The organism is Mesorhizobium sp. 113-1-2 (assembly GCF_016756475.1).
Lineage (GTDB): Bacteria > Pseudomonadota > Alphaproteobacteria > Rhizobiales > Rhizobiaceae > Mesorhizobium > Mesorhizobium loti_C.
Genome location: NZ_AP023242.1, coordinates 2,569,639 through 2,595,796, shown reverse-complemented (window position 1 = coordinate 2,595,796; position 26,158 = coordinate 2,569,639). Strand labels below are relative to the sequence as shown.

Sequence of the window (26,158 nt, the reverse complement as noted above, 5' to 3'; positions counted from 1 at the left end):
GCCGAGCGCCTCGATGCCGCGATCCCTTGATCTCGTCAGTGCATTTTGCCGGCGGCTGTGTTAACCCCATGTTAACCAACCCCGCGAGGCAGACGCCGATGAAGGACGCAGGCGAAAAGATCGATCCGTCAAGGAAACTGTCCGATGCCATCCGTGATGTGAAGAATGCCTTCGCCGACCGCGACGATGTCGTCGTCGACATGCGCGAGGCGCATCGCATGCGCCTCGATCTCCTGGCCGCCGAGCTTGCACCCATCTTTGCCGACGTGCCCGCCGACATGGACAATTTCGACTTCGTCGTGTCCGCTGGGCTGCAGCCGCGCCTGTGGATCGATGCCGTTAGTCATGTCGCGATGGGGCGCGACCGCCGCACCTACCGCTTCCTCAAGGACACCCGCATCGGCCGCGTGGTGCTTGCCGAATCGACCGAGATGAAGCCGATTGCCGATTCCGTGACCCGCTATGTCGCCGAGCGCATCGTCGAACGCCAGAGGATGATGGAAGGCGGGGTCGAGCCGGCCGTCGCCGGCATGAAGCGTGCCGAAGTAGCGGAAGCCGAACCGCCGCTGCGCTCGATGGCGCGCAGCAAGGGCTGGTCGGCCTTCCTGTCGGGCCTTGGCGTGATCGCCGCCGGCGCCCTGGTCGGCCTGGCGGTGTCGGCCGCCCTGTTCTGGGACCGTATCGTGGCGATGGGGCTCAGCCTGCGGCCATAGCGGCTGGCGCCTCCGCGCCGATCTCCAGCGTCTGCAGGTCGGCAGGCGGAATCGCCGGCCCGGTCAGGCCGCGCCGCGTCAAGCGGATGCGCCAATTGCCCTTTTCGCCATCGATGTCGAACAGATTGTACTGTGCCGCCGGATGCTTGCCGCCCGGCGCCTGGCCGGCGGCGGCGACACCGACCACCGGAACCTTGGTGCCGCGCAGCCCGATCTGGAACAGCGACGGCAGATGCGAATGACCGTGCAGGACGAGTTCCGCACCGTTCTTGCGAATGACCTTGTGGAAGCGTGAGATGCCGAACAGCCGCTTGTGCTGCGAGACGGCGCCGCGCACCGGCGGATGGTGGATCATGATCGCGCGAAACAGGCCTTGCCCGCCGGTTTCTCGCAGGATCTTGCCAAGCCGCTCCGCCTGCCCCTCCATGAAGAAACCATTGGCCATGAAGGGTGCCGTGGCGCGCGCCGTCGAGACGCCGATCAGCGCGACATTGCCGCGCACGCGCAGATAGGGAAATGCGTTGCGGTCGACCGGCGTGTTGACACCGTCGCCGCTCATCCAGGCCGCCCATGACCGGCAGACCTTGTCGAAGGCGCCTGGCACATAGGCGTCGTGGTTTCCCGGAACGACGGAAACGTCGTGCGGCGATCCCAGCGTCTCCAGCCAGTGCTTGGCCATCTCGATCTCACCGTCGAGCGCCAGATTGACCAGGTCGCCGGTGACGGCGAGATGGTCGGGGTCCTGCGCCTTGATGTCGGCGGTGATGGCATCGATGACGGCGTCATGCATGTGGCGGCGGCGGTTGCGCTGCCAGTTGACGTAGCCGAGCACACGCTTGGAGGCGAGATCGCGATAGGATACATCGGGGAGCGGCCCGAGATGGACATCAGAAATATGCGCGAGCCTGAACATGTTTCTTTCATAGGCGACGCGCGTCCTCCTTGCCACAAAAGCTTGGCTTTCCACCCACGGTTTCGCCAACGATGACAAACGATTCCGAAACCGCTTTCCGCCAGATCGGCTGGCCGGGGTTGCGGGCCAGATTGTTTCACCTCTATTTCGTGCTGCGGCGGCCGATGACGCTCGGCGTGCGCGGCCTCGTCCACGACACGGCGACCAATTCCCTCTTTCTGATCCGCCACACCTATGTGCCGGGCTGGCAGCTTCCCGGCGGTGGCGTCGAAGTCGGCGAGACGCTGGCCGAAGCGCTGGCGCGGGAACTCGCCGAGGAAGGCAACATCGCGCTGGCGGCACCGCCGCTGTTGAAATCGATGCATTTCAACCGCCGCTCCAGCCGGCGCGACCATGTCGGCTTCTACGTCATTGAGCATTTCAGCCAGACAGCGCCGAAGCAGCCGGACCACGAGATCGCCGAGGCCGGTTTCTTCCCGCTCGATCGCTTGCCCAGGGACACGACGCCAGCGACACTGCGGCGGATCGCCGAGGTTTTTGAGGACGAAGCCGCGTCGCCCTATTGGTAAGCTTGCATTAGCTGTTAAAAAAGTTCCGGGTTGTATTGATCAAGAAAATACACGAGGGGCGAATCCATGGACGTCGAACAAGTAAAATCGGTAAGCGTTTGGCCCTATGTCGGCTTTTATTGTCTTATGATGGTCGGCTTGACCGCCGTGTTTATCGGCATCGCGATGATGTTTCCGTCGCTGCCCGACAGCTTCGGCCATGCAAGTGGCTTCGCCATCACGTTCGGATCGACCTCTTTCGCCTCTTACAAATTCGTCAAGAGGAACCTTCGGCTTTTCAATCGAAGCGAATATTGGAAGATAACGCTTTTTTCGTCTTTGGCCTCGTGCCTGCTTTCACTGGTGTTCCTGGGCCTTGCTGTTGCGGGCGGAGCCATGCCGGGAAGCGATACCATCCCTGCTCTCGGCTGGGTTTTCATCCTGCTGTTTGCCGGGCTTGTGGTTTTCGGCATCAACGCCTGGGGCTATTCCAGCCGCATGGGCAAGAATTTCCTGAAAGCGGAGCTTGCCAGACAGGCGCGCATCAACGCCGAGACCTTCCAGTAAGGTCTCGGCGTTTTGCAGCCATAGGCGATTTCAGATCGCGAACCTTGCCCGGTCATGCGGCGCGCCATAGTCGAGTTCCGGGCCTACCGGCACGATCCGCGTCGGATTGATCGTTTCGTGGCTGGCGTAATAATGCGCCTTGATGTGATGCAGGTTCACGGTCGCGGCGACACCAGGCACCTGATAGAGGTCGCGCAAATAGTTCGACAGGTTCGGATAGTCGGCGATGCGGCGCAGATTGCATTTGAAATGGCCGACATAGACCGGGTCGAAGCGCACCAGCGTGGTGAACAGCCGCCAGTCGGCCTCGGTGATGCGGTCGCTGACGAGATAGCGCTGTTTTGACAGCCGCTCCTCCAGCGTGTCCAGCGCCGAGAACAATTCGCCGAACGCCTCCTCATAGGCGCGCTGCGTGGTGGCAAAGCCGGCACGATAGACGCCGTTGTTGACCGCGGGATAGACCAGCGCGTTGACGCGGTCGATCTCACCGCGCAGGTCCTGCGGATAAAAGTCGAGGCTCGCATCGCCCCATGCGTCGAACGCCGAATTGAGCATCCGGATGATCTCGGAAGACTCGTTGGAGACGATCGTCTGCTCCTTCTTGTCCCACAGCACCGGCACCGTCACCCGACCGGAATAGGCGGGATCGGCCTTGGCATAGATCTGATGCAGGAAATCGAGGCCGTAAAGCGCGTCGCCCGTGGCGCCGTCCTCAGCCAGGAATGTCCAGCCATTGGCGCCCATGAAATGATGCACGACCGAGACGGAGATGATGTCTTCCAGCTTCTTCAGCGCGCGAAAAATCAGCGTCCGGTGCGCCCACGGACAGGCAAGCGAGACATAGAGGTGATAGCGCCCGGGCTCGGCCTTGAAGCCGCGCGTCCGGCCCTCGGCCGGCGCCCCGTCAACGGTGATCCAGTCGCGCCATTGCGACTGCGTCCTCACGAACCTGCCGCCGCTGTCCGCCGTATCATACCAGCGATCCTGCCACCTGCCTTCGACCAGCAATCCCATGCAAATCTCCTTGCGTCCTCACCCTAATGTAGGCGCAAGGTTGTCCTGCCGAAGACGTCAGGTGCTGAACAGACCGTCACTTGACGGAGACGGCGGACATATCAGGCCAATTGCAGCGACCGAAAATTGATGCTAGCGGACACTCCGCATGTTCGACTTTGCTTTGATCCGGTTTGACCGACGACGAAAGAGCGCCCGCGCTTGATGAAGCGCTGACTGGCGAATGCTGCCGTTTGCAGCAAACCTTTCCTCCTTTACCGGAACGCAAAGACCATGAGCCTTGCCGACGTGAAATACCTGCCGGAAACTCCGGCGCACGACCCTGAAATCGAAGCCATCAACGACGAGGCCTTCGGGCCCGGCCGTTTCGTGCTGGCCGCCTACAAGATCCGCGAAGCCGGCGGCCACGAGCGGGCGCTGTCCTTTGTCGCGGTCGACGGCGATATCGTCGTCGCCTCGGTGCGCATGACGCGCATCGCAGCCGGCGCCGGCCGCGCGCTGATGCTCGGACCGCTCGCCGTGCGGCCGGCCTTCAAGAACCTGGGTATCGGCCGCCGGCTGGTGGCGATCGCGCTCGAAGCGGCAGCAAAGGCCGGCGCACCAGCCGTCATACTGGTCGGCGACGAGCCCTATTACGGACCGCTCGGCTTCAAGCGGATCCCGCGCGGCCAGATCTCAATGCCGCGCCCTGTCGATCTCGACCGCCTTTTGTCGCACGAGATCACAACGGGCGCGGTTGCCAGGCTCGCCGGCGAAGTCGGCCATGCCAGCCAGGCCAGGGTCGCCGAGCACGTCTAGGCCATGGCTTGACCTTGCCCGCCGATCCGGGCCTGATCCGTCCCTGTTTTCTTGGAGCAATTCCAGGAAGATGTGAAACGGTTCGGCGCTTTCGTGAAATAATGAATTGCTCCGGGAGAGGATGACGTCATGAACCCGAACGGCCAGATCGCAATCGTCACCGGCGGCGGCTCCGGCCTTGGCGAGGCAACGGCGCGTGCGCTTGCCGCCAAGGGTGCCCGCGTCGCCATCTTCGATGTCGGCATCGACCGCGCCGCCAAGGTCGCGGCCGAGATCGGCGGCATTGCCGTGCAATGCGACGTCAGCAACGCCGACAGCGGCGCCGCAGCCGTCGCCGAGACGGCGAGCAAGCTGGGCGAACCGCGCATCCTGGTCAATTGCGCCGGCATTGCCATAGGCGTGAAGACGATCGGCAAGGATGGGCCCCATCCGCTCGATCAATACCGCAAGGTGATCGAGGTCAATCTGGTCGGCACCTTCAACATGATCCGCCTCGTCGCCGACCGCGCCGCCAGGCTTGAGCCGCTGCAGGGTGGCGAGCGTGGCGTCATCGTCAACACCGCTTCGGTCGCCGCCTATGACGGCCAGATCGGCCAGGCCGCCTATTCCGCCTCCAAGGGCGGCGTCGTCGGCATGACGCTGCCGGTGGCGCGTGATCTTGCCCGTTCCGGCATCCGCGTCTGCACCATTGCACCCGGCATCTTCAAGACGCCGATGATGGCCGGCATGCCGCAAGACGTACAGGATTCGCTGGGCGCCGCGGTGCCCTTCCCGTCCCGCCTCGGCGAGCCATCCGAATATGCCGCGCTTGCCTTGCACATCGTCGAAAACCAGATGCTGAACGGCGAAACCATCCGCCTCGACGGCGCCATCCGCATGGCGCCGAAATAGCGCTGGCCGACCTGCTGTCGGAAGGACCGATCCGCCTGCAGGGCCAAGGTGAGGAAGGAAGCGGATCAGGCGACCTTGCCAAATCCGACCTGCGGCGCCGATAAGCGATAGAAATTGTGGCGAGCGTTTTGATGCAACAAAATCCAGATAAGGACGTGATCCGCGAGACCGACGCGGAGGCGATCCGGTTGGCGAAAACGCTTCTGCGCAGCGCCCGCTTCGGCGCGCTGGCGGTGCTGGAACCGCGGACCGGGTCGCCGCTGGCAAGCCGGGTGGGCGTCGCCACCGACATCGACGGCGCGCCGCTGATCCTGGTCTCGATGCTCTCGGCGCACACCCCTGCCATGCTTGCCGATCCGCGCTGTTCCCTGCTGCTTGGCGAACCGGGCAAGGGCGACCCGCTGGCGCATCCACGCCTGACGCTGATCTGCCAGGCATTGCTGCTCGAGCGAGGCTCGGACGCGCATGCCCGTGCCGAGCGCCGCTATCTCAACCGCAATCCCAAGGCGAGCCTCTATGCCGGGCTCGGCGACTTCTCGATCTTTCGCCTCGAGCCGCAACGCGCCAGCCTCAATGTCGGCTTCGGCAAGGCCTATCTGCTCGATCGCGCCGATTTCGTCACCGGCGGACCCATCGTCGAAGAGCTCGCGGCGAGCGAACAATCAGCCGTCGAACACATGAACGCAGATCATCTTGACGCGATCGCCGTCTACGCGCATCATTTTGCTGGGGCATACGGCGACGGCTGGAGCATCGCCGGTTTGGACGCAGACGGCATGGATTTGGTGTCGAGAGACAATGTTTGCCGGGTATTCTTTCCACAACCCCTGGTTTCAGCGCGGGAGTTGAGACCCGTCCTGGTCGATATGGCCAGGCGCGGCCGGGCGGCCGGGCAGGCAAATAATGAAACTTAATTGCATTTGATCAAAAGCAACACTTGAGATTTGAAAGAAATGTTCTACCCTTCAGAGATGGCGCTGACTCGTCAGAGGCCGATCACAAGTGAATTTATGGATTCAGGCACCATTGCCCCCATGGCGCCTCGATGAGCAAACAGCATGGGGCATTCATGGTCTCGACAAAGCTAATCGCCAACGCCGAATCTGCTGCCGAATTTTTGATGCTCATGGGCAACGAAAAGCGGCTCTTGATTATGAGCTATCTGATCGACGGTGAAATGTCGGTCGGCGCCATCGCCGACAAGGTGATGCTCAGCCAATCCGCGCTCTCCCAGCATCTGGCCAAGCTGCGGGCGCTCGACCTCGTGGAAACCCGCCGCGACCGTCAGATGATCTACTACTCCTGCAAATCCGACGCGGTGCGCGAGCTGCTTGTCGTGCTGGATGGTATTTTCGGCACCGGCAAGGAGGATCTGTCCCAGATGGCGCAGAGATTGCGCCGCGCCGGGACTTGACCGAACGCTCCCGCGGCCGTTTACCTCGCTGACGATTTCCGGAGCGTGGCTCGTGCGTCTCTCCCGACGCACGAACCGCGCTCTCGATGTTTGAGCGCGGGACATGGACCCAATTCGCATCGACGACCCACGGGATTCGCGCGTCGCCGCCTATCTCGATATCCGCGAACGCGATCTTGCTGGCCGGCAAGGCCGTTTCGTCGCCGAAGGCAAAGTGGTTCTCGACCTGCTTCTGTCGTCCGGCCGCTTCGGCGCCGAATCCATTCTTGTCCTGGAAAACCGGCTCAACGGCCTGAACGACATCCTGCACAAGGCGCCTGCCGACCTGCCGGTCTACGTCGTCACCTCAGCGGTGATGGACGCGATCGCCGGCTTCCACATGCATCGCGGCATCCTGGCCATCGGCCGTAAGGCGACGCCGCAAGCAGCCGGACCATTGCTGGATGCCTTGCCAGCTCAAGCCTTGGTCGTGGTGCTCGTCGGCATCGCCAACCACGACAATATGGGCGCGATCTTCCGCAATGCCGCCGCCTTCGGCGCCGATGCGGTGCTGATGGACGCGACATGCTGCGACCCGCTTTACCGCAAGGCGATCCGCGTTTCGGTCGGCGCCGCGCTCAAGATTCCGTTCGCATTCTTCACCGACACCGCTGGCTTTACGGCGATGCTCGCCGAACGGGGCTTTCAACAATTCGCCCTGTCGCCGCGCGGACGAACCGACATACGCGATGCAAAGCCGGCCGGGCGCCTAGCACTCTATCTCGGCACCGAGGGCGAAGGCCTGCCCGAAAGCCTGCTTGCGCGCCTGCAAACCGTGCGGATCACCATGTCGAAAGGTTTTGACAGTTTGAACGTCGCCGCGGCATCAGCTATCGCGCTGCATCACTTTTCACATCGTTGAACAGGCGTGACGACAGACCGCCGCTTTAGTTCGCGGCCGCCTTCTGCAAAGCCCGCACGCGGTCGGCGAGGCTGCGGTCGCCGCCGCCGGATCGGCTTTCCTGTGGTGCCGCCAGCGCCTTGGCGATCGGTGAATCAGGCCCCTCGAGCTTGGCCGTCAGGTGGACGACTTCAGCCGCCAGCTCGTTCATCTGCTCGCGCAACGCGGCACTGCCATTCGCCGAGCCCGGCGATGCAACCGCGCCGAGATCCGCCTTGAGCCGCTTGTTCTCGCGCGCCAGTGCCGTCAGCCTGGCCTCCAGCCGCTCGCGATCGCTGTCAAGCTTGGCGATCGCCTGATCCAGATCATCGCGCCTCTTGGCCTCGTCTTGCCCGGCTTCATCCGGCTTGCCGACCAGCCGCAAGGCCGATCCACCATCCTCGGCCTTCGCCTTTTCGCGCAGCCGCGCCAGCTCCTTTTCACGGCGGTCGAGCTTGTCCTCGCGGTCGGCGAGCGTTGCCAGCAGCCGTTCGACCTTCTTGTCGAGTTCGGCCGCCCTTTTCTTCTCCGCCTTCAGCGCATCGCGCGCGGCCTTGCTTTCGGCCGCGATCTCCTGCTGGCGCCGATCCGCTTCCTTGCGCTGGCCGCGCAGCAGCGAGATGTCGCTGGCGAGCTTCTGCAATTCGGATTCGCGCGCCACAAGCTCGATCTGCCGGCTGGAGGAGGAGAAACTGGCATCGTCGTACATATGCTCCAGCTTTTCGAGCTCGAGCGCCCGCTTCTCCAGCTTGCGTTCGGTTTCCTTGAGCCGCTCCGAAAGCTGATGCAGTTCCTCTTCGCGCTGCCGCAGCGCCTCGTTCTTGGCGCCGAGTTCGGCGAGCGCCTGGTTCTTGTCCGTGCGTTCGATCGCCAGCCCCTTCAACGCCTCGCGGCCCCGATTGATCTCGACGAGCTGTTCGGCGGCTTTCTCGCGCAGCGCCTTGACGTTCATTTCGAGGCGGCGCGTCGCCATGGCGTACTCGGCCCGGACGCGGTCCTTGTCGGCCTGGATCTCGGCCTGCGTCAACGGGATAGAAGCCTCGATGCGCCTGCGGGTCAACGCGACGGCACGCCGCCAGACGGCCGGAGCCACGATCAGCGCCAGAAAGCCGGCACACAGAAAGCCGAGGGCAAAGAACAGGACCGACTGAACCAAAGGACTACCCGCTATCGGCGGCAACCGCCGGAACTGGACCGCATCACACTGGCATGGCGGAAATCCGGCGCTGCGGCAAGAGCTTGCCACAGCGCATTGGGGGTCACAGGCCTACAAATCTCATGGAAAACTCGGCGCTGCGGTCATGGCGGATTGGACTTTAGAACGGATTCCACGTCGCCCGCTCGGTCAGCTTCAGATAGCCGAGATTGACACCAAGCCTGGCGCCGACGCCGGTGCGGATCGGCACCAGAAGCACATTGTTGTTCTTCAGCACATTGAAGCCGACGCCCGCCACGACATAGGCCGACCCGGCGACGCCGCCATAGCGGTTGTAGAGGTTGCTGACATCGTCGAGATTGTAGACCAGCATCATCACCCGAGAGCCTTCGCCGCCGAAATCCCAGCCCAGCGACGGGCCTTGCCAGAACACTTTGTGGTCACCGGCATTCTTGGTGTAGAGCGTGCCTTCGCCATAGGTCAGGCCGCCGATCAGCGCGCCCGACCCCTCCTCACCCAGCAGATAGCCATTGGGCAGACCATAGGAGGCGAAGATCTTCTCGACGACGGTGGCGAGACCACCCGACGTCGCGCCGAAGAACTTGTGACCGGAATCGATAATCTCCTGAGCGGTGTATTCCTGGGCTCGCAGGGCTGAAGTCGAGAAGACGAGAACGCCCATCAGCGTGATCGCCATTGAGAGGACGCGGAGAAAGCTCCGGTCATAAAATCGGGAAAACATGCTTCCAATCTCCGTCATGGAGCACTTTCGCCGACGCCTCGCATCCGGTCCGGCTCTTTAGGCGGCCGTTAAGGATGACTGTTAGGGGCAAACTATGCCGTAATCCTTTTTCAACCATTAACTCCCACAGGAAGATGGCGGTTCAAAGGCTGGCTTTTGGGGTCGCGCGGCGCCGGGAGCCTGCGCGAACACGCCATTTGCCCCGACGACAATTTTGGGTTTGTTGCTGTACGTACGAGTGCTGTGTATTCAGAAAGCCTCGGGTTGGAGCGTGATTCGTGTGGGCAGGCGCGACGATCAATCGCTCGGCCAAGATTTGCGGAATTTTGCAGGGATTTTCACCGATGGCCGAACTGTTCACCCTTTCCGCGCCTGACCTGGCGGCGCTTCTGTGCAGCCGCGTCTGCCACGACATCATCTCGCCGGTCGGTGCGATCAACAACGGGCTCGAACTGCTTGACGAGGGCGGCGCCGACGAAGACGCCATGCGGCTCATCCGCCAGAGCGCCAAGAACGCCTCGGCCCGGCTGCAGTTCGCCCGCATCGCCTTTGGCGCGGCAGGCTCCGCCGGCATGCTGATCGACACTGGCGACGCCGAGGCGGTGGCCATCGCCTTCCTCAAGAATGAAAAGCCGGAACTGACCTGGAACGGGGCGCGCGCGCTGCTGCCCAAGAACAAGGTCAAGCTGTTGCTCAACCTGATCCTGGTCGGCAATGCCGCCATTCCGCGCGGTGGCAAGCTGGTCGTCACCCTCGAGAATCTCGAAACCGAGCCGCGCATTTCAATTTCGGCGAGCGGCCCGATGCTGCGCGTGCCGCCGAAGTTCCTCGAACTGCATTCCGGTCACAAGCCGGAAGAGCCGATCGACGCGCATTCGGTGCAGCCCTACTACACGCTGCTTCTTGCCCGCGAGGCCGGCATGACGATATCGATCCATGCAACGGCGGAAGAAATCGTGCTTTCGGCAGTCTGAGCGTCAGGCCGGCTTGTCGGGAGAACAAAGTATTTCAGCGGCGTAATATTGCCGTGACGGCTCGATTGGCAGCGGCAGCGAAGCATTCGCGAAGAAAAGCCTCTTCGGCGGCATCTTTCCAAAAATTTTACCTAAAGGCTTTTCGGGTTCTTTACCAGATCGGTCTAGGGTGCTCAGCAGATGCCCCGCACGACCGGATTGCCCCAGGGCAAAGAGGACCCGGAAATGAAACGCTGTATGTTCGTCGACGACTCAAGCGTCATCAGGAAGGTTGCAAAACGCATCCTGGGCGGTTCCGACATGGTGGTCATCGAAGCTGCCAGCGGGCTTGACGCACTGGAGATGTGCTCCGCCGACATGCCCGACATCATCGTCGTCGACGGCGCGCTGCCGGACGTGCCGGCGGTTGACCTCATCCGCCGCGTGCGCGCCATGGAAAGCCCGATAAAGCCGCAGATCCTGATCTCGCTCGTCGAACTCGACATCGCCTCGATCATGCGGGCCAAGCGCGCCGGTGCCCAGGGCTATCTCCTGAAGCCGTTCAATCGCCCGCAGCTGCTCGAGCGCTTTCGCAATCTGAAAATCGCCGCCTGAGAGGGCGGCCCACTCTCATTGCTGGTCCATAACGCAAAAACCCGGCCGAAGCCGGGTTTTTGTCTGAGATGGCAATAATTTGGACGGCGCTCGCCGCTCAGGCGCTGACGCGAATGTCTTCCGGTTCGCGCAGCACGTAGCCGCGGCCCCAGACCGTCTCGATGTAGTTCTGGCCACCGGACGCGGCGTCGAGCTTCTTGCGCAGCTTGCAGATGAAGACGTCGATGATCTTCAGTTCCGGCTCGTCCATGCCGCCATAGAGGTGGTTGAGGAACATTTCCTTGGTGAGCGTGGTGCCCTTGCGCAGCGAGAGCAGCTCCAGCATCTGGTATTCCTTGCCGGTGAGATGCACGCGCTGGCCGCCGACTTCAACGGTCTTGGCGTCGAGGTTGACCACCAGGTCACCGGTGGTGATGACCGACTGGGCGTGGCCCTTGGAGCGCCGCACGATGGCATGGATGCGCGCCACCAGCTCGTCCTTGTGGAACGGCTTGGTCATATAGTCATCGGCGCCGAAGCCGAGGCCGCGCACCTTGTCCTCGATCCCGGCCATGCCGGAGAGGATCAGGATCGGCGTCTTTACCTTGGAGAGGCGAAGCGTTCTCAGGACCTCGTAGCCGGACATGTCGGGCAGGTTGAGATCGAGAAGGATGATGTCGTAGTCGTAGAGTTTGCCCAGATCGACACCCTCTTCGCCGAGGTCCGTCGTATAGACATTGAAACTTTCCGATTTCAGCATCAGTTCGATGCTTTGTGCGGTTGCACTGTCATCTTCTATCAGCAGAACACGCATTTCATTCCCCTTTTCTGCTGCCGGATCATTTCACGACCCGTCCTGCCCCGGAGCAGTGGTTGCCTTGTGCAGAGGCTGCCATTGAATGGTTAACAAAACCTAATTTCCCGTCCACGACGGTATCAGATTTTTTAACCCCTTTCTACACCCTCTTGAATCTAATAACGAATCCCAGACCCAAATTCCTAATGCAACACATTAATAACCTGGACTAAGCGACTCCAGGGACTCATCGACGCGCCTTCGCTTCGGCGGCCGGAATTTTTACCCGGCCTTAAGCCCTGACCCGTATGATTAACAATGCCCGTAAACGAATGGTTACCGCCGGCAAAAAACTTTAGGGTTTTGTTTCCCATAGTTCGGGGAATGCCGGTGGACATGGGCAGCGCCTGGGCCTTTCCAGGTGGTTTGGACGATATGTGCGGGTGTGCGTTTCCGGGAGTACCGAATCATGAAGTCACGTGAAAACCTCGTTCGGCTGAAACAGTTTCAGGTGAATGAGAAGCGGCGGCAGCTGCTGCAGCTCGACATGATGATTGCCGAGTTCGAACGCATGGCCGTCGAACTGGAGCTTCAGATCACCGCCGAGGAAAAGAAAGCCGGCATCACCGACATCAATCATTTCGCCTATCCGACCTTCGCCAAGGCGGCACGTTTGCGCCGCGACAACCTCAGAAATTCGCAAAGCGACCTCGCCCAACAGCGAAGCGCTGCCGAATCATTACTCGGCGAAGCTGAAGCGGAGCTTTCCAAGGCTGAAATGCTGGAATCGCGCGATACCAAGATTCGCGAGGCCGAAACCGGCGGCCGCAGTGCCATGATCGGCTGAACCGGCCGAAATTCGCATCGTCGGCGCGTCCGCGCGGGCGCGCGGCTGGTGTTGCGGTGGCCTTGAACCCAGCCGAATTGCCGCAGAGATCACCGATCTAAGCGGCCCAATCCCCTTCATTTGTAGCAATCGCCCTGGCACGGGCATCCTTGATGTCTGGCGCATGCTGCTCCGCCCATGACCTGATCTGGGTGAGCAATCCCGCCAGATTCTGGCCGAGCTCAGTCAATTCATATTCGACGCGCGGCGGAATGACTGGGAAGACCTCGCGTCGCACCAGGCCGTCCCGCTCCAGCACACGTAATGTCTGCGTCAGCATCTTGGGCGTGATGCCTTCGAGCTTGCGGGCAAGCTCGCCATTGCGCAGCCGGCCTTTGCGCAGCGCGCAGACCACCAGGTAGACCCATTTGCTGGCCAGCATCTCGAGCACGGTGTGCGAAGGGCAGGTCCGCCGGTACGCGTCATAGCCAAAGGGAGACGTATCTTCACTATCCATGGGGTACCTATATATCAAAAAGGTACATACTAGACAAGGGAATATTACTATCCAAATGATAGCGGCACCAACCAAGCAGGAGAGATCACATGCGTGCCGTTACCCAGAATACCGTCGGCGGTCCCGACGTCCTAATTATTGCCAACCAGCCCGCTCCCTCGCCCAAGGCCGGCGAAGTGCTGGTCCGCGTCAAGGCAGCCGGCATCAATCCGGTCGATGGCGCCGTGCGCGGCGGTTACTATCCGCTGCTTGGCGAGCCGCCCTTCACCCTTGGCTGGGATATTTCAGGAACCGTCGAGGCGCTCGGCGCCGGCGTGACCGGCCTCAAGGTCGGCGACGAAGTGTTCGGCATGCCGCGCTTCCCCAAGCAGGCGGCGGCCTACGCGGAACTCGCCGCGGTGCCGGCCGACGAGATCGCGCTGAAGCCGAAGGCGGCGGACCACATCCAGGCAGGTGCATTGCCGCTGGCCGGTCTGACCGCCTGGCAGGGCCTTGTTCGCCATGGCGCATTGAAATCGGGCCAGCGTGTGCTGGTGCATGCGGCGGCCGGCGGCGTCGGCCATCTGGCGGTGCAGGTCGCCAAGGCGCGCGGCGCTTACGTCATCGCCACCGCCAGCCCGAACAAGCTCGATTTCGTTCGCAAGCTCAGCGCCGACGAGGTCATCGACTACACCCAGGGCGATTTCACCAGCCGGATCAGCGACATCGATCTGGTGCTGGACCCAATGGGCGGCGAGCACGCCGAACGCTCGCTGAAGGTCATCAGGAATGGCGGCGTGCTGGTGTCCTTGCTGAACCTGAACGACACCACCAGGGCGCTGGCCAGCGCCCGTGACATCCGGGTCGAGCGCATGTCGGTCGTGCCGGACCGTGAAGGCCTGGTGGAGCTTGGCCGGTTGATTGATGCGAACAAGCTCACCGTTCATGTCGCCAAGAGCTTCCCGCTCGAAGAGGCCGGTGCCGCCCACGCCTTTCTCGCCACCAAGCCGATCGGCAAGGTGGCGCTGACGGTCTGAGCTTCGGAAGGATCAGGTCCAAAACAAAAGGGCGCGGAGTACCGCGCCCTTTGATCGTGTTCGGGCCGGCTCTAGTGCCGGTATTGCTGGATGCGCGTGGTGCGCAGCCCGGCAAGGCCATATTCGTCGATCGACGCCTGCCAGGACAGGAATTCCTCGGTGGTCAGCTTGTAGCGCTGGCATGCCTCTTCAAGGCTCAAAAGCCCGCCGCGCACCGCCGCAACCACTTCCGCCTTGCGCCGGATGACCCAGCGACGCGTATTGGTCGGCGGCAGATCGGCAATCGTAAGAGGGCTGCCGTCAGGCCCAATAACATACTTGACTCTAGGTCTAACCAGATCGGTCATCGTACTCTCTACAAAAAACTCAAAGACCCAATCCCCGCCACGTTACCGCCACAGCTTTAAAAATTGCCTAAGCAGACCCTAATGACTAGGTAAGGATCGTGAACGGCGCGTTAGTCTTTTCGCAGGCATTTGAAACATCCGGCTGGAAGCCTTGAATTGGCTGGGAAAAATCCAGCCGATAGCGGATCGCCGGCAATCCGGGAATCGCCTTGCAAGCTGGCGTCGGCGGAAAGCTTGACCTATATTCTCGACATTGGCATTCAGATGCCGCGCAGAATGAAAGCATCATGAACAGTCTCGACCTTCCCGGACGTCCCGAAAACACCCGCATTGTCGTCGCCATGTCGGGCGGCGTGGATTCGTCCGTGGTCGCCGGCCTGTTGAAGCGCGAAGGCTATGATGTCGTCGGCGTCACCTTGCAGCTCTACGACCATGGCGCAGCGACACACCGGGCCGGCTCATGCTGTGCCGGACAGGACATCGACGACGCCCGCCGCGTCTCCGAGACGCTGGGCATCCCCCATTATGTGCTCGATTACGAGGAGCGCTTCCGCAAGGCAGTCATCGATCCCTTTGCCGAGAGCTATGTCGCCGGCGAGACCCCCATTCCTTGCGTCTCCTGCAATCAGACGGTGAAGTTCGCCGATCTGCTCGCCACCGCCAAGGAGCTGGGCGCCGACGCACTCGCCACCGGCCACTATATCCGCTCCGGCGCCAATGGCGCCCACCGCGCGCTCTACCGGCCGGTCGATGCCGACCGCGACCAGAGCTATTTCCTGTTCGCCACCACGCAGGCGCAGATCGACTATCTGCGCTTTCCCCTGGGCGGCCTGTCGAAGCCGCAGGTTCGCGCCATTGCCGAGGAGATGGGGCTGACGGTGGCGGCCAAGCAGGACAGCCAGGACATCTGCTTCGTGCCGCAGGGCAAATATTCCGACATCATCGCCAAGCTGAAGCCGACCGCCGCCAATCCGGGCGACATCGTCCACATCGACGGCCGCGTGCTCGGCCGCCATGAAGGCATATTGCGCTACACGATCGGCCAGCGCCGCGGCATCGGCATCGCCTCGGGCGAGCCGCTCTATGTCGTCCATCTCGATGCCGAACGGGCCCGTGTCGTGGTCGGCCCGCGCGAAGCGCTGGAGACGCACAAGATCTATCTGCGCAACATGAACTGGCTTGGCGACGGGCTGCTCGGCGATATCCCCGACGGCGGCCTCGAGCTGTTCGCCAAGGTGCGCTCGACCAGGCCGCCGCGTCCGGCCGTGCTGCGCCACGCGGCAGGCGTGACATCGGTCGAATTGGCCGACGGCGAATCCGGCATCGCGCCCGGACAGGCCTGCGTGCTCTATTCCGACGACGGCAACGAGGCCCGCATCTTCGGCGGCGGCTTCATCGAGCGCTCCGAGCGCGGCGCCGAGGCCGAAGCCATGCTGACGAAGCTGGCGGCAAGGCCGGCGCAAATTCCCGCTGAGTAAAACACCACTCTCCAGAGGCCGTTTCGAAATTCGCTCCGGTGAGTCAGATGGCCGCCGGAGTAGAATTTCCAGACGGTCTCAGGACTTCGTGTGGGTGACCGTGCCCGCCGTCAGGATGCGCAGGACCCTGATCGCCTCCTCGCCGCTGGTGCGTGGTTCGGCGCGCGTCTCGATGCAGTGGATGAAATGCTCCAGCTCGCGCGTCAGCGGCATGCCTTGCGCCACCGCGACATAGGACGGCTCGTTGGTGGTGAACGCCCATTGGCCGCTGTCCTGCCAGACCGCGTGGCGGTAGACGGCAAGCTTGCGCTCCCATGGCTCGACATCGTCGAACACCGCCATCGCCTTGGTGCCGACAACGGTCAGCCGCCGTTCGCGATAGGGATTGAGCCGCGAGGTGAAAAGATGGCTGCGCAGGCCGTTGGGAAAGCGCATGTGCAGATGCGCGAAGTCGCTGAGGTTGTCGAGGAGTGCCGCCCCCTCGCCGCGCACCTCGATCGGCTCGGTGCCGGTGATCGCCAGGATCATCGACAGATCGTGCGGCGCCAGATCCCACAACGCATCGTTCTCGGTGTGAAACTTGCCAAGGCCAAGCCGGTGCGAGTGGATGTAGCGGACCTCGCCGAGCTCGCCATTGTCGATCAGCCCCTTCAGCGTCTCGAAGGCGGGATGGAAACGCAGGACATGGCCGACCATGAAGACGCGGCCATTGTCCTTGGCCGCCTGCACCGCGCGCTCGGCATCCGGCACCGTCAGCGCGATCGGCTTTTCGACCAGCACGTCTTTGCCGCTCTTGGCGGCGCGCACGGCAAGGTCGGCATGGAACTGCGGCGGCAAGGCCATGACGATGGCGTCGATATCGTCACGCACGAACAGCTGGTCGGGCTCGATCGCCAGACAATCCTGTTCGCTGGCAAAGCCTTCGGCTCGCGCCCGGTTGGCGTCGGAAACCGCGTACAGCGCGCCGAGCGCCTTGAGGGTGCGGATGTGGTTGCTGCCCCAGTATCCGCAACCGAGGACTGCAATGCGCGGCTTCATCTGTTTCAAACTCTAAAAACTCGTGGCCGAGACATAGCGACGTGCCCGTTCGAACTCAACCCCGGCAGATGTAACCAAATGTCGGCGCGGCAAAGCTTTTTTCGGCAATGAGAATATGCGGCGATATGGAATGCATCGAAGCTTGACAGGCTCGCCCTCCCAACCTTATATCCGCGCGACCTTGGCGAACGCCTCGAAATGCCTTTCGATTTAAGGCGGATTTCGGGCCTTTCGCCGCCTGGCGGGGTAGCTCAGTTGGTTAGAGCACGGGAATCATAATCCTGGGGTCGGGGGTTCAAGTCCCTCTCCCGCTACCATTTGGTCAATAAGATCAATTGGTTACGTGGGCATCCGCTACCGTTAGCCATGCTGATTGCTCTCACTAGCATCGGCACACGAACCCGCCAGTCGCCCCGTGCAAACAAACGAGGCTCGGCAATGGTGCCCTACTCAGCAGCCATAACTGGTCGCATTTCCAGCTCCTCCGTCGAAACCTCATGGATTTCATCCGCAGTCGGGACCTCATCCGCAGTCGGCTTGATCCGGAACCACGCGGTGTAGAGCGCGGGAAGGAAGAGCAGGATCAACACCGTGCCCGCCGCCGTTCCGCCGATCAGCGTATAGGCCATTGAACCCCAGAATACGGAGTGTGTGAGGGGGATGAAGGCGAGCACGGCAGCAAGCGCGGTCAAAATGACGGGCCGTGTACGCTGCACCGTGGCCTCGATGACAGCGTGATAGTCATCAATGCCGGCAGCACGGTTCTCCTTTATCTGTTCGGTCAGGATCAGCGTGTTGCGCATCAGGATGCCAGCCAGTCCTATCATGCCCAGAATGGCGTTGAACCCGAAGGGCTGGTGAAAGGTGAGCAGCATCGGTACGACGCCGACAAGGCCAAGCGGTGCCGTCAGCATGACCATGAACATCGTTGAGAAGGATCGCACCTGCAGCATGATGACGATCAACATGGCGGCTATCATAGCCGGGAAGACTTTAGCTAGCGCGGTGTTGGCCTTTTCAGCCTCTTCGATTGATCCGCCCATTTCGATGCGATAGCCGACCGGAAGGGACGCAATCAGCGGCTGAAGGGCCTTCATGATCTGCTTGGAGACCTCCGGAGGCTGGGTCGCCTCATTGATGTCCGCGCGGATCGTGACAACAGGCGTGCGGTCGCGCCGCTTCAGGATTGGCTCCTCCTGACGGATTTCCGAATGCCCGATCTGGTCGAGCGGAATCGAGCGGCCGTCTCGACTCACGAGTGAGAAATCCGCCAGACGCGCCGGATCCAGCCGCTCGCCGCCGGCGCTGCGCGCCACGATGGGGACGTTGCGGATGTCCTCGCGAACCTGCGTAACGGGGATGCCGGTGAGAAGGAATTGCAGTTGCTGTGCCACCTCCGCCGGCGAGAGGCCGATGAGGTTCAGCCGATCCTGATCCGGGACGAAGCGAAGCACGGGCGTGCGATTGCCCCAGTCGCGGTTGGCTTGCCGCACATCCGGAACGCTCCGCATGATGTCGAGGGCCTTTTCGGAAATGCTGTAGAGTTGCTTGGAATCGGGTCCCATGACCCGGAACTCGACTGGGAACGGCGTGTAGGGGCCGAACACGAGCTGCGTGACGCGGACATACGCCTCGGGTGCAAGACCCTGCGCCACCGCCTCTCGGAGCCGGTTCTTCAACGCCTCACGCGCCTCGGCGTCCGGGGTTAGCACGACGATCTTGGCGAAGGCGGGATCAGGAAGCTCCGGGGCCATTGCGAAGAAGAAGCGCGGAGCGCCCTGACCGACATAGCTCGTGACGATCTTGGCCTCGGGCTGGCTGTCCAGCCAATTTTCGAGCTTCTCGACGGCTGCGGTCGTTGTCTCGATGCTACCACCTTCCGGCAGGCGAACCTCCACCAACACCTCGGGACGGTCGGATGTTGGAAAGAACTGCTGTTTGACGCCGGCCATACCGACGACTGAAAGCGCGAAGGCGATGCCAACAATACCGCAGGTTAGGAACCTATGGCGCACGGCAAATGTGATGGCCCGCCGCAAACGTCGATAGTTACGCGTGTCGTAAATAGCGTGGTGACCGCCTTCGACCGGTTTGATCGCGGGCAGCATCTTGACACCGAGATAGGGCGTAAAAACCACCGCGACGATCCATGAGACGATGAGGGCGAACCCCACGACCCAGAAGATGTTGCCGGCGTATTCGCCGGCCGTCGATCGCGCAAATCCCACCGGCACGAAGCCGGCGATCGTCACCAGTGTTCCCGATAGCATCGGCGCAGCAGTGTGGCTCCATGCATAGGCCGCCGCCTTGATGCGGTCCATGCCCTCCTCCATCTTCACCACCATCACCTCGATGGCGATGATGGCGTCGTCCACGAGTAGACCAAGCGCCAGGATGAGGGCGCCGAGCGTGATGCGATCGAAGAACCGGCCGGTCTCCAGCATGATGAGGAAGACGACGGCGAGCGTCAGAGGGACGGCAGCCGCTACGACGATCCCGACGCGCCAGCCCATGCTGATCAGGCTGATCAGCAGCACGACGCCGAGCGCCATCGCGAACTTCAACATGAATTCGTCGACCGCCGAGGTGATGTTGACGGCCTGGTCGCTTACCTTGTCGAGCGTCACGCCGAGCGGCAGTGTCTGTGTGATCACGGCAGTCCTGTCCTCCAGGGCCTTGCCCAGCGCACGACCGTCCCAGCCCTCCTGCATAACCGCCGCGAGCATGATGGTGGGCTCGCCCTGGCGTCGGATGAGGTATGTGGGAGGGTCCTCATAGCCACGGCTGACTTCGGCGATGTCGGAGAGCTTCAGCGTCCGCCCCCCAGCGACAATCGGCGTGTCGGCGATCGCCTGAACGCTGTCATAGGCGCCGTCGACCCGAATGAAGAGGCGCGGCCCCATTGTGTCGATCGAGCCTGCGGGCGTGACCGTGTTTCGCCGCTGCAAGGCAGCGACGATGTCCTGTGCCGACACGCCGAGCGTTGCCAGCTTGGCGTATGAAAACTCCACGAATATCTGTTCGGGACGTTCACCAAGGATGTTGATCTTTTTGACGCCGGGCACGTGCAGGAGGTCCTGGCGGATCACCTCCGCCTGCCTCGCCAGTTCCCGCATCGGCATGCCTTTGGCCTTCAGCGCATAAAGAGCGAAGCTCACATCCGAATATTCGTCGTTCACGAAAGGGCCAAAGACGCCGGGCGGCAGGTTGGGCGCTTCATCCCCGAGCTTCTTGCGAGCCTGGTAGAACTCCTCCTGCACGCCGGATGGCGGTGTGCTGTCCTTCAGGGTGAGCGTCATGTACGCATAACCTGGCCGTGTGGTCGTCTCCACCCGGTCGTACCAAGTTAGCTCCTGAAGCCGCTTCTCCAACGGTTCGGCGACGAGGTCCTGCATCTCTTGCGCCGTCGCGCCCGGCCACGCCGTCGTGACCGTCATGGTCTTGATGGTGAAATTCGGGTCCTCCGCCCGGCCGAGCATGAGGAAGGCGTAGGCACCGGCAGCCACCAGCAGAAGGATGAAGAACAGGGTGACGGCGCGTTCGCGAACGGCGATCGCGGAAAGATTGACGCTCATCAGTTGCTCCCGCTTTCGGACTCGGTCCGGACGCGAGCGCCTTCCTGCAGGAGGTGGGCGCCGAGCGACACAATGGGAACGTTGGAGTTCAAACCGGAGATCACGGCGGTTTCGCTGGTAACACGAACAAGCTGGACGGGCTGAAAGTGTACGGTTGAGGTGGCGCTGTCCAACACCCAAACGCCGGTCTTCCGGCCGTCATCAAGCACGGCTCCCAGTGGCACCTGGACCTCCGGCTGTTTCACCTGGCTAGTGAGCCGAATGGTTACCGTCGCGCCAAGCGGTGCCGCGGCAGCCTCACCGTCGAGCACATAGCGCGCCTCATACGTGCGGGTCTGGGCATCGGCGGAGTCCGACAGCTGCCGCAGATGCGCTGAATAACGACGCTCATCACCACCATACACGCTGGCCTCGGCTACCGAGCCTATCGCCGGCCGGATCGTTTCGGGAAGCGCGACAACCGCTTCGCGTGGGCCGGCCTTGGCGGTCCGGATCACGGGCTGGCCCGCAGCGACGACCTGCCCCGGCTCGCCAAGCGTTTCAACCACCGTTCCATCAGCATCCGCCAACAGGACTGCATAAGCCGCCTCGTTCTCGGCGACCCGTGCGTCGGCTTCGGCGGCGGCAAGTTGCGCTTGGGCTGTATCCATCGCAGCCTTCGCCTGCTCGTAGCGCTGCGGTGTAACCCAACCGGCGCGGAGCAAGCTGGCGTACCGCCGTTCATCCGGCTGCGTCTGAACGACTGTTGCGTGCGCTGCGTCAACGGCATTGCGTTTCGCCGAAAGCGCAAGGCGCAGATCGGTGTCGTCAATCCGCATCAGCGGCTGGCCGGCTTTGACCTCCTGACCGACGTCTACCAATCGTTCCACGATCTTGCCGGGAACCCGAAAGCCTAGATTGCTCTGCACCCTCGCCGCGATGACGCCGGTGAAGCCGCGCTCTAATCCGGTCACCGGCGCTGCCGATACGAGTCTGACAAAAGGCGCTTCCTGCCTTGGGTCGGTCACCAAAGGAGCCTCCTGCGCAGGAGTGGCAAACGTGGCGAATGCCGCCACCCATGACATCGCCGTCAGGGTCGATCCCAATACGATAACGGTTCTCTTTTTCACGCTCGTCGCCCCATCTCAAATTAGATTGCGTTCGACTTCTATATCGATTATAGATTACGAACGCAATCGAAAAGGAGACCGATGATGCGCGTGAGCCGAATCCAAGCCGCGGAAAACCGCGAGACCGTCATCAATGTGGCAAGCCGCCTTTTTCGCGAGCGCGGCTTTGACGGCATTGGCCTCAAGGATCTGATGAAGGGTGCAGGACTGACGCAGGGCGCCTTTTACAAGCAATTCGAGTCAAAGGAGGACTTGGCAGCGCAGGCGTCCAAGCGGGCGATGGAGAGCGCCACCCACCGTTGGTCGGACGCAACGGCGGCAAACCCTGAGAATCCGCTCGAAGCAGTGATCTCCTTCTATCTCAGCATGGGCCATCGCGGAGAAAGGATGGACGGATGCCCGATCGTGGCACTCGGTTCGGATGCCGCCAGACAGGGCCAGGACGTGAAAGCGTCGTTCGAAGCAGGCATCAACGAGCATCTGGAGATCCTCGGCCGTTTCATTGCCGAGGCCAATGGCGAGCAGTCCAATAGCAAGGCCATGGCCATTCTCTCGACGATGGTCGGCGCGGTGCTCCTCTCGCGGGTCGTCAATGACCACGACCTTGCGCAGGCTTTTCTGGATGCAGCGACCGATCAGGTGCGCGAAGCAGTCGCCGCTTGAACGGCGTGGGCAGCGCTGTCGGCGCACCCAAGTGACAAGTGATAGGAGAATAGATGCGACGGATTGTTGTTACAGGCATGGGAGCGGTCACGCCCCTAGCTGCCAATGTCGAAGCGTCATGGTCGCGTCTGCTGACCGGTCGTTCGGGCATCCGTAGGCTTCCGGACGATGTGGTGGGAGACCTGCCGGCGAAGATTGGCGGCGTGGTGCCCTCCTTGGATGAAGATCCGGACGCTGGTTTCGATCCTGATGGCATCCTGTCCGCAAAAGATCAGCGCAAGGTGGATCGGTTCATTCTCTTTGCGCTGGCGGCGGCGGAAGAGGCGCTTGCACAGGCGAAATGGAAGCCTGCCTTGGAGACGGATCGCCTGCGCACAGCAACGATTATCGCTTCAGGGGTCGGCGGATTCCCCGCCATCACCGAGGCGGTGCGCACGGTCGATCTGCGTGGCGCCCGCCGCCTGTCGCCCTTCACGGTGCCGTCCTTCCTGGTGAACCTCGCAGCGGGCCACATCTCGATCCGTCATGGCTTTAAAGGCCCATTGGGCGCACCAGTGACAGCGTGCGCGGCCGGCATCCAGGCGATCGGCGACGCCGCCCGTCTCATCCGCGCGAACGAGGCTGATATTGCCGTGTGCGGGGGCACGGAAGCATGCATCAACACCGTCAGTCTCGGTGGGTTTGCTGCCGCACGCTCCCTTTCAACCGGCTTCAATTGGGCGCCGGCTCAAGCCTCACGTCCCTTCGACATTTCGCGGGACGGCTTCGTCATGGGCGAAGGCGCCGGCGTGCTGGTCATCGAGGCGTTGAGCCACGCGCTGGCGCGCGGCGCAAAACCGCTCGCCGAGCTCGTCGGCTACGGAACGACGGCCGATGCTTATCACGTCACTTCTGGTCCCGAGGACGGCGGCGGTGCGCGCCGGGCCATGGAGATCGCGATTGCGCAAGCAGGGATTTCACCGAGCGAGGTTCGTCATCTCAATGCACATGCGACCTCCACGCCAGTCGGCGACCTGGGTGAAATCGAAGCGATCAAGAGTGTATTCGGGCGCGATTTCCCGATAGCTGTCAGCGCAACGAAATCCGCGACCGGGCACCTGCTGGGCGCGGCCGGCGGGCTTGGTGCCATCTTCTCGATCCTGGCGATCAGGGACCAGGTGGCACCGCCGACACGCAATTTGAGCGCACCCGATCCGGCCGCCGACGGCATCGACTTCGTCGCAAACGAGCCCCGGCCAATGGAGATGGAATACGCAATCTCCAATGGCTTCGGTTTTGGCGGCGTGAATGCCAGCGCCTTGTTCAGGCGCTGGATCGCCCCGGCGGACCGACGCGAGCGCCAGGGGCACTCATGATTGGCACCCTTCACGACGACCTTTCGTGCTTATGCCATCCCGATCCAACACAAAGAAAGAAATGATTTCCATGAACAAGATCAATCCTGGCGTCGCCCTGGTGACAGGGGCATCTTCCGGCATCGGGCGGGCTACCGCCGACGCCTTGCTCAGCGCGGGCTATCGTGTATTCGGAACCAGTCGTCGCACGGCCTCCAAACAATCCGACGGCGTTACCATGCTGACCTGCGACGTGACTAACGACGCGTCCGTTGCGAAAATGGTCGATGACGTTTTGGCCAAGGCCGGGCGCATCGACCTGCTCGTCAACAATGCCGGCATGGGTCTGTTTGGAGGTGCGGAGGAGTCCTCGACCGCCCAGGCCCAGGCGCTGTTCGACGTCAACGTCTTCGGCGTTTTCCGCGTGACCAACGCGGTGTTGCCGGCAATGCGGCGTCAAGGAACGGGCAGGATTGTCAATTTGAGCTCCGTGCAGGGGTTAATCCCAGCTCCCTATTTCACGCTTTACGCGTCGACCAAACATGCCATTGAGGGTTATTCCGAATCGCTCGATCACGAATTGCGCCCGTTCGGCATTCGCGTGTCGTTGGTGGAGCCCGCCTATACCCGTACGTCTTTCGAGGACAATCTCGCCGCCCCCGATCAGTTGCTTGATATTTATGATTCCGCGCGCGCTGGCATGACTGTAGCCGTGCGGAAAGCGATGGAAAAAGGCGATGCGCCCGAAGTGGTAGCCAAGACCGTTTTGGCGGCTGCGACCGATCCCGCTCCCAAGAAGCGCTATGCGGCGGGCAAAATGGCGCGCCAGGTCAGTCTCCTGCGCCGCTTCGTCCCCGCGTCCGCATTCGACAAAAGCCTTCGAAAGCAGCTCGGGCTGCCGGTCTGACGATTTCGGCTGCGGACAAAACGAGGTCTTCGAATCCAGATGCTGGCACTAGATAGCCAACGTGTACAACGTGTACATTGAGTAGAGGGAGCTATTCAAAATGGATCCTCATCCAAGACAGCGGAGCAGGAACCGCCGATCTGATGAGTGGGGGAAAGGCGGTAGCGCTCTCCCGCTGCAAAAATTGACTAAGCTATTGAAATAACTATTAAATAATGCCGCCGCGGCAGCGCCATCGGACAACAATCCTCAATAATTTCAATGCTCCCGACTGACGCTACCAACAGGATGCTCATATCCGCCACGAGTCATTCGGGCTGAAGCCGAACGCGGTCGACGGCAAAACGGCGACGAGGATGTTGCTGAGTATGCGATTGCTCCATGCATCATTGGCCCGCAGAGGAGCGTCGCCGCTCCTGATGAGCCGCGCCAACGACACCCGCGCGGTCCTAAAAATCGCTGCTTCTGACGGCGCACCCGGGCCAATGGTGATGCGAACATTTCCTGATTGAATTCGTCCGCCGACGGCGCATTGGACAGGCTCGATAAATTCATGGCTTCGGAGCAGGTTTGGCTGGCGCATGAATGCCGAACACCTATACTGGAAAGATCAAGCGAGTGGGTTCGCCATGAGCAATGAGTTCAGTGTCGCCGACGCCTATGGCACGGGCCGTGCCGCCTTCATGGGACTTGAGCTGCTCGTCGCGCCCGGTGCACTCGTCCCCCGGCCGGAGACGGAGTTGCTGGGCACGACGGCCCTTGGTGTCTTGCATCAAATGAACCTGCCGGCGCCGCGCGTCGTCGACATGTGCTGCGGCACTGGCAATCTGGCATGCGCCATCGCCCATCATGTCCCCACCGCGCGCGTCTGGGCGAGCGACCTCACCGATGGATGCGTTGACGTGGCACGCCGTAACGCTGCGCATCACGGCATGGCTGACCGCGTTTCGGTGCATCAGGGCGACTTGTTCGGCGCTCTCGCCGACCTGGGGCTTGACGGGACGATCGACGTGATCGTCTGCAATCCGCCCTACATTTCGGAAAAGCGGCTCGAGGGCGACCGCGCGCATCTGGTCGAGCTCGAGCCGCGTGAAGCATTCGCGGCCGGCCCTTACGGCCTCAGCATCCATATGCGGGTGGTGAAAGACGCGCCGCGATATTTGCGGCCTGGCGGCATCCTGCTCTTCGAGGTCGGCCTTGGCCAGGACCGGCAGGTGATGAGCTTGATGGAGCGCAGCAAGGCATATGAGAACATCCGCGCCGTCTCGAACGAAGCGGGCGAAGGCCGGGTGGTTCTGGGACAAGCCAAGGCGCAGGCATGAGTGCGGAA

Annotated in this window: 28 protein-coding genes and 1 tRNA gene; 18 read left to right on the top strand and 11 right to left on the bottom strand. The window is 62.1% G+C overall.

Annotated features, from left to right (window positions below; genetic code table 11):
• Nucleotides 1-98 precede the first annotated feature (98 nt).
• Nucleotides 99-713, top strand: coding sequence for a hypothetical protein (locus tag JN279_RS12365; RefSeq protein WP_096449482.1), 615 nt, complete (start codon nt 99-101; stop codon nt 711-713).
• Here JN279_RS12365 and JN279_RS12360 read toward each other — a convergent pair.
• Nucleotides 697-1,626: a metallophosphoesterase family protein gene (locus tag JN279_RS12360; protein ID WP_096449484.1), complete on the bottom strand. Its 930-nt coding sequence runs from the start codon at nt 1,624-1,626 to the stop codon at nt 697-699. The genes JN279_RS12365 and JN279_RS12360 overlap by 17 nt on opposite strands.
• Before the next feature lie 71 nt (nt 1,627-1,697).
• Here JN279_RS12360 and JN279_RS12355 point away from each other — a divergent pair, with 71 nt between their 5' ends.
• Complete coding sequence (locus JN279_RS12355) at nt 1,698-2,195, top strand: NUDIX domain-containing protein (RefSeq protein ID WP_096449486.1); 498 nt, start codon at nt 1,698-1,700, stop codon at nt 2,193-2,195.
• 66 nt (nt 2,196-2,261) lie between these two features.
• Entirely contained in the window at nt 2,262-2,741 is a 480-nt protein-coding gene (locus JN279_RS12350; RefSeq protein WP_202352893.1) for an ABZJ_00895 family protein, read from the top strand.
• A gap of 30 nt (nt 2,742-2,771) precedes the next feature.
• Here JN279_RS12350 and JN279_RS12345 read toward each other — a convergent pair whose 3' ends face one another.
• Nucleotides 2,772-3,755 carry a glutathione S-transferase family protein gene (locus JN279_RS12345; RefSeq protein ID WP_096449490.1) on the bottom strand — a complete coding sequence of 328 codons (984 nt, stop codon included), beginning with the start codon at nt 3,753-3,755 and terminating at the stop codon, nt 2,772-2,774.
• A gap of 273 nt (nt 3,756-4,028) precedes the next feature.
• Here JN279_RS12345 and JN279_RS12340 point away from each other — a divergent pair, with 273 nt between their 5' ends.
• From JN279_RS12340 to JN279_RS12320, 5 genes are all read left to right on the top strand, one after another.
• The gene (locus tag JN279_RS12340; RefSeq protein WP_096449493.1) at nt 4,029-4,553 is read left to right on the top strand and encodes a GNAT family N-acetyltransferase; all 525 of its coding nucleotides are present in this window, start codon (nt 4,029-4,031) and stop codon (nt 4,551-4,553) included.
• Between the two features lie 129 nt (nt 4,554-4,682).
• Nucleotides 4,683-5,444: a 3-hydroxyacyl-CoA dehydrogenase gene (locus JN279_RS12335; RefSeq protein WP_096449495.1), complete on the top strand. Its 762-nt coding sequence runs from the start codon at nt 4,683-4,685 to the stop codon at nt 5,442-5,444.
• A 131-nt stretch (nt 5,445-5,575) separates the two neighbouring features.
• A complete protein-coding gene (locus tag JN279_RS12330) occupies nt 5,576-6,358 on the top strand; it encodes a HugZ family pyridoxamine 5'-phosphate oxidase (protein WP_202352892.1) in 783 nt (260 codons plus the stop codon).
• A gap of 155 nt (nt 6,359-6,513) precedes the next feature.
• Nucleotides 6,514-6,858: an ArsR/SmtB family transcription factor gene (locus JN279_RS12325; RefSeq protein ID WP_027047319.1), complete on the top strand. Its 345-nt coding sequence runs from the start codon at nt 6,514-6,516 to the stop codon at nt 6,856-6,858.
• Nucleotides 6,859-6,961: 103 nt separating this feature from the next.
• Nucleotides 6,962-7,759: a TrmH family RNA methyltransferase gene (locus JN279_RS12320; RefSeq protein WP_202352891.1), complete on the top strand. Its 798-nt coding sequence runs from the start codon at nt 6,962-6,964 to the stop codon at nt 7,757-7,759.
• 25 nt (nt 7,760-7,784) lie between these two features.
• Here JN279_RS12320 and JN279_RS12315 read toward each other — a convergent pair whose 3' ends face one another.
• Both JN279_RS12315 and JN279_RS12310 read right to left on the bottom strand, forming a co-directional pair.
• Entirely contained in the window at nt 7,785-8,933 is a 1,149-nt protein-coding gene (locus JN279_RS12315) for a hypothetical protein (protein ID WP_096449503.1), read from the bottom strand.
• Nucleotides 8,934-9,093: 160 nt separating this feature from the next.
• Nucleotides 9,094-9,630, bottom strand: a complete 537-nt coding sequence (locus JN279_RS12310) for a DUF1134 domain-containing protein (protein WP_244277619.1) — start codon at nt 9,628-9,630, stop codon at nt 9,094-9,096.
• A gap of 389 nt (nt 9,631-10,019) precedes the next feature.
• Between JN279_RS12310 and chpT the strand changes: the two genes are divergently transcribed.
• Both chpT and JN279_RS12300 read left to right on the top strand, forming a co-directional pair.
• Nucleotides 10,020-10,649: a histidine phosphotransferase ChpT gene (gene chpT / locus JN279_RS12305; RefSeq protein WP_096449505.1), complete on the top strand. Its 630-nt coding sequence runs from the start codon at nt 10,020-10,022 to the stop codon at nt 10,647-10,649.
• A 225-nt stretch (nt 10,650-10,874) separates the two neighbouring features.
• Complete coding sequence (locus tag JN279_RS12300) at nt 10,875-11,243, top strand: response regulator (protein ID WP_096449507.1); 369 nt, start codon at nt 10,875-10,877, stop codon at nt 11,241-11,243.
• Between the two features lie 97 nt (nt 11,244-11,340).
• Here the strand turns inward: JN279_RS12300 and ctrA are convergent, their stop codons facing one another.
• On the bottom strand, nt 11,341-12,036 hold the full coding sequence (ctrA, locus tag JN279_RS12295; RefSeq protein ID WP_006203583.1) for a response regulator transcription factor CtrA: 696 nt from the start codon (nt 12,034-12,036) through the stop codon (nt 11,341-11,343).
• Nucleotides 12,037-12,487: 451 nt separating this feature from the next.
• On the opposite strand from ctrA, the gene JN279_RS12290 reads away from it, so the two are divergent.
• Nucleotides 12,488-12,865: a hypothetical protein gene (locus JN279_RS12290; RefSeq protein WP_056578132.1), complete on the top strand. Its 378-nt coding sequence runs from the start codon at nt 12,488-12,490 to the stop codon at nt 12,863-12,865.
• 97 nt (nt 12,866-12,962) lie between these two features.
• Here the strand turns inward: JN279_RS12290 and JN279_RS12285 are convergent, their stop codons facing one another.
• On the bottom strand, nt 12,963-13,361 hold the full coding sequence (locus JN279_RS12285; protein ID WP_096449509.1) for a winged helix-turn-helix transcriptional regulator: 399 nt from the start codon (nt 13,359-13,361) through the stop codon (nt 12,963-12,965).
• Nucleotides 13,362-13,450: 89 nt separating this feature from the next.
• Here JN279_RS12285 and JN279_RS12280 point away from each other — a divergent pair, with 89 nt between their 5' ends.
• Nucleotides 13,451-14,377 carry an NADP-dependent oxidoreductase gene (locus JN279_RS12280; protein WP_202352890.1) on the top strand — a complete coding sequence of 309 codons (927 nt, stop codon included), beginning with the start codon at nt 13,451-13,453 and terminating at the stop codon, nt 14,375-14,377.
• A gap of 71 nt (nt 14,378-14,448) precedes the next feature.
• Here JN279_RS12280 and sciP read toward each other — a convergent pair whose 3' ends face one another.
• Nucleotides 14,449-14,724: a CtrA inhibitor SciP gene (gene sciP / locus JN279_RS12275; RefSeq protein ID WP_006203587.1), complete on the bottom strand. Its 276-nt coding sequence runs from the start codon at nt 14,722-14,724 to the stop codon at nt 14,449-14,451.
• A 287-nt stretch (nt 14,725-15,011) separates the two neighbouring features.
• Between sciP and mnmA the strand changes: the two genes are divergently transcribed.
• The gene (mnmA, locus tag JN279_RS12270; RefSeq protein WP_202352889.1) at nt 15,012-16,202 is read left to right on the top strand and encodes a tRNA 2-thiouridine(34) synthase MnmA; all 1,191 of its coding nucleotides are present in this window, start codon (nt 15,012-15,014) and stop codon (nt 16,200-16,202) included.
• Nucleotides 16,203-16,280: 78 nt separating this feature from the next.
• Here the strand turns inward: mnmA and JN279_RS12265 are convergent, their stop codons facing one another.
• The gene (locus JN279_RS12265; protein WP_096449513.1) at nt 16,281-17,240 is read right to left on the bottom strand and encodes a Gfo/Idh/MocA family protein; all 960 of its coding nucleotides are present in this window, start codon (nt 17,238-17,240) and stop codon (nt 16,281-16,283) included.
• Nucleotides 17,241-17,480: 240 nt separating this feature from the next.
• On the opposite strand from JN279_RS12265, the gene JN279_RS12260 reads away from it, so the two are divergent.
• Nucleotides 17,481-17,557, top strand: a tRNA-Met gene (locus JN279_RS12260).
• Between the two features lie 129 nt (nt 17,558-17,686).
• Here JN279_RS12260 and JN279_RS12255 read toward each other — a convergent pair.
• Together JN279_RS12255 and JN279_RS12250 are read right to left on the bottom strand one after the other, a co-directional pair.
• Nucleotides 17,687-20,815, bottom strand: coding sequence for an efflux RND transporter permease subunit (locus JN279_RS12255; protein ID WP_202352888.1), 3,129 nt, complete (start codon nt 20,813-20,815; stop codon nt 17,687-17,689).
• Nucleotides 20,815-21,879, bottom strand: coding sequence for an efflux RND transporter periplasmic adaptor subunit (locus tag JN279_RS12250; RefSeq protein ID WP_446720420.1), 1,065 nt, complete (start codon nt 21,877-21,879; stop codon nt 20,815-20,817). The genes JN279_RS12255 and JN279_RS12250 overlap by 1 nt, the downstream gene beginning before the upstream one ends.
• Nucleotides 21,880-22,008: 129 nt before the next feature.
• On the opposite strand from JN279_RS12250, the gene JN279_RS12245 reads away from it, so the two are divergent.
• From JN279_RS12245 to JN279_RS12235, 3 genes are all read left to right on the top strand, one after another.
• On the top strand, nt 22,009-22,587 hold the full coding sequence (locus tag JN279_RS12245; RefSeq protein WP_202353704.1) for a TetR/AcrR family transcriptional regulator: 579 nt from the start codon (nt 22,009-22,011) through the stop codon (nt 22,585-22,587).
• A gap of 53 nt (nt 22,588-22,640) precedes the next feature.
• Nucleotides 22,641-23,942: a beta-ketoacyl-ACP synthase II gene (fabF, locus tag JN279_RS12240; RefSeq protein ID WP_202352886.1), complete on the top strand. Its 1,302-nt coding sequence runs from the start codon at nt 22,641-22,643 to the stop codon at nt 23,940-23,942.
• 70 nt (nt 23,943-24,012) lie between these two features.
• Nucleotides 24,013-24,828 carry an oxidoreductase gene (locus tag JN279_RS12235; RefSeq protein WP_202352885.1) on the top strand — a complete coding sequence of 272 codons (816 nt, stop codon included), beginning with the start codon at nt 24,013-24,015 and terminating at the stop codon, nt 24,826-24,828.
• Between the two features lie 292 nt (nt 24,829-25,120).
• Here JN279_RS12235 and JN279_RS38085 read toward each other — a convergent pair whose 3' ends face one another.
• A complete protein-coding gene (locus JN279_RS38085) occupies nt 25,121-25,411 on the bottom strand; it encodes a hypothetical protein (RefSeq protein ID WP_210347619.1) in 291 nt (96 codons plus the stop codon).
• A 46-nt stretch (nt 25,412-25,457) separates the two neighbouring features.
• Here JN279_RS38085 and JN279_RS12230 point away from each other — a divergent pair, with 46 nt between their 5' ends.
• Nucleotides 25,458-26,150 (top strand): N5-glutamine methyltransferase family protein, encoded by a 693-nt coding sequence (locus tag JN279_RS12230; protein WP_202352884.1) that lies wholly within the window; start codon nt 25,458-25,460, stop codon nt 26,148-26,150.
• Nucleotides 26,151-26,158 lie beyond the last annotated feature (8 nt).

What these genes read in the sequence shown, in the direction of transcription:
- JN279_RS12250 (WP_446720420.1), bottom strand. Translation starts at nt 21,879, where the DNA reads ATGTCATGGGTGGCGGCATTCGCCACGTTTGCCACTCCTGCGCAGGAG.
- JN279_RS12320 (WP_202352891.1), top strand. Translation starts at nt 6,962, where the DNA reads ATGGACCCAATTCGCATCGACGACCCACGGGATTCGCGCGTCGCCGCC.
- JN279_RS38085 (WP_210347619.1), bottom strand. Translation starts at nt 25,411, where the DNA reads ATGCGCCAGCCAAACCTGCTCCGAAGCCATGAATTTATCGAGCCTGTC.
- JN279_RS12285 (WP_096449509.1), bottom strand. Translation starts at nt 13,361, where the DNA reads ATGGATAGTGAAGATACGTCTCCCTTTGGCTATGACGCGTACCGGCGG.
- JN279_RS12310 (WP_244277619.1), bottom strand. Translation starts at nt 9,630, where the DNA reads ATGGCGATCACGCTGATGGGCGTTCTCGTCTTCTCGACTTCAGCCCTG.
- JN279_RS12350 (WP_202352893.1), top strand. Translation starts at nt 2,262, where the DNA reads ATGGACGTCGAACAAGTAAAATCGGTAAGCGTTTGGCCCTATGTCGGC.
- JN279_RS12330 (WP_202352892.1), top strand. Translation starts at nt 5,576, where the DNA reads ATGCAACAAAATCCAGATAAGGACGTGATCCGCGAGACCGACGCGGAG.
- JN279_RS12360 (WP_096449484.1), bottom strand. Translation starts at nt 1,626, where the DNA reads ATGTTCAGGCTCGCGCATATTTCTGATGTCCATCTCGGGCCGCTCCCC.
- JN279_RS12235 (WP_202352885.1), top strand. Translation starts at nt 24,013, where the DNA reads ATGAACAAGATCAATCCTGGCGTCGCCCTGGTGACAGGGGCATCTTCC.
- JN279_RS12345 (WP_096449490.1), bottom strand. Translation starts at nt 3,755, where the DNA reads ATGGGATTGCTGGTCGAAGGCAGGTGGCAGGATCGCTGGTATGATACG.
- fabF (WP_202352886.1), top strand. Translation starts at nt 22,641, where the DNA reads ATGCGACGGATTGTTGTTACAGGCATGGGAGCGGTCACGCCCCTAGCT.
- JN279_RS12280 (WP_202352890.1), top strand. Translation starts at nt 13,451, where the DNA reads ATGCGTGCCGTTACCCAGAATACCGTCGGCGGTCCCGACGTCCTAATT.
- JN279_RS12325 (WP_027047319.1), top strand. Translation starts at nt 6,514, where the DNA reads ATGGTCTCGACAAAGCTAATCGCCAACGCCGAATCTGCTGCCGAATTT.
- JN279_RS12255 (WP_202352888.1), bottom strand. Translation starts at nt 20,815, where the DNA reads ATGAGCGTCAATCTTTCCGCGATCGCCGTTCGCGAACGCGCCGTCACC.
- JN279_RS12365 (WP_096449482.1), top strand. Translation starts at nt 99, where the DNA reads ATGAAGGACGCAGGCGAAAAGATCGATCCGTCAAGGAAACTGTCCGAT.
- JN279_RS12300 (WP_096449507.1), top strand. Translation starts at nt 10,875, where the DNA reads ATGAAACGCTGTATGTTCGTCGACGACTCAAGCGTCATCAGGAAGGTT.
- JN279_RS12265 (WP_096449513.1), bottom strand. Translation starts at nt 17,240, where the DNA reads ATGAAGCCGCGCATTGCAGTCCTCGGTTGCGGATACTGGGGCAGCAAC.
- JN279_RS12290 (WP_056578132.1), top strand. Translation starts at nt 12,488, where the DNA reads ATGAAGTCACGTGAAAACCTCGTTCGGCTGAAACAGTTTCAGGTGAAT.
- JN279_RS12230 (WP_202352884.1), top strand. Translation starts at nt 25,458, where the DNA reads ATGAGCAATGAGTTCAGTGTCGCCGACGCCTATGGCACGGGCCGTGCC.
- mnmA (WP_202352889.1), top strand. Translation starts at nt 15,012, where the DNA reads ATGAACAGTCTCGACCTTCCCGGACGTCCCGAAAACACCCGCATTGTC.
- JN279_RS12355 (WP_096449486.1), top strand. Translation starts at nt 1,698, where the DNA reads ATGACAAACGATTCCGAAACCGCTTTCCGCCAGATCGGCTGGCCGGGG.
- JN279_RS12340 (WP_096449493.1), top strand. Translation starts at nt 4,029, where the DNA reads ATGAGCCTTGCCGACGTGAAATACCTGCCGGAAACTCCGGCGCACGAC.
- JN279_RS12335 (WP_096449495.1), top strand. Translation starts at nt 4,683, where the DNA reads ATGAACCCGAACGGCCAGATCGCAATCGTCACCGGCGGCGGCTCCGGC.
- sciP (WP_006203587.1), bottom strand. Translation starts at nt 14,724, where the DNA reads ATGACCGATCTGGTTAGACCTAGAGTCAAGTATGTTATTGGGCCTGAC.
- ctrA (WP_006203583.1), bottom strand. Translation starts at nt 12,036, where the DNA reads ATGCGTGTTCTGCTGATAGAAGATGACAGTGCAACCGCACAAAGCATC.
- chpT (WP_096449505.1), top strand. Translation starts at nt 10,020, where the DNA reads ATGGCCGAACTGTTCACCCTTTCCGCGCCTGACCTGGCGGCGCTTCTG.
- JN279_RS12245 (WP_202353704.1), top strand. Translation starts at nt 22,009, where the DNA reads ATGCGCGTGAGCCGAATCCAAGCCGCGGAAAACCGCGAGACCGTCATC.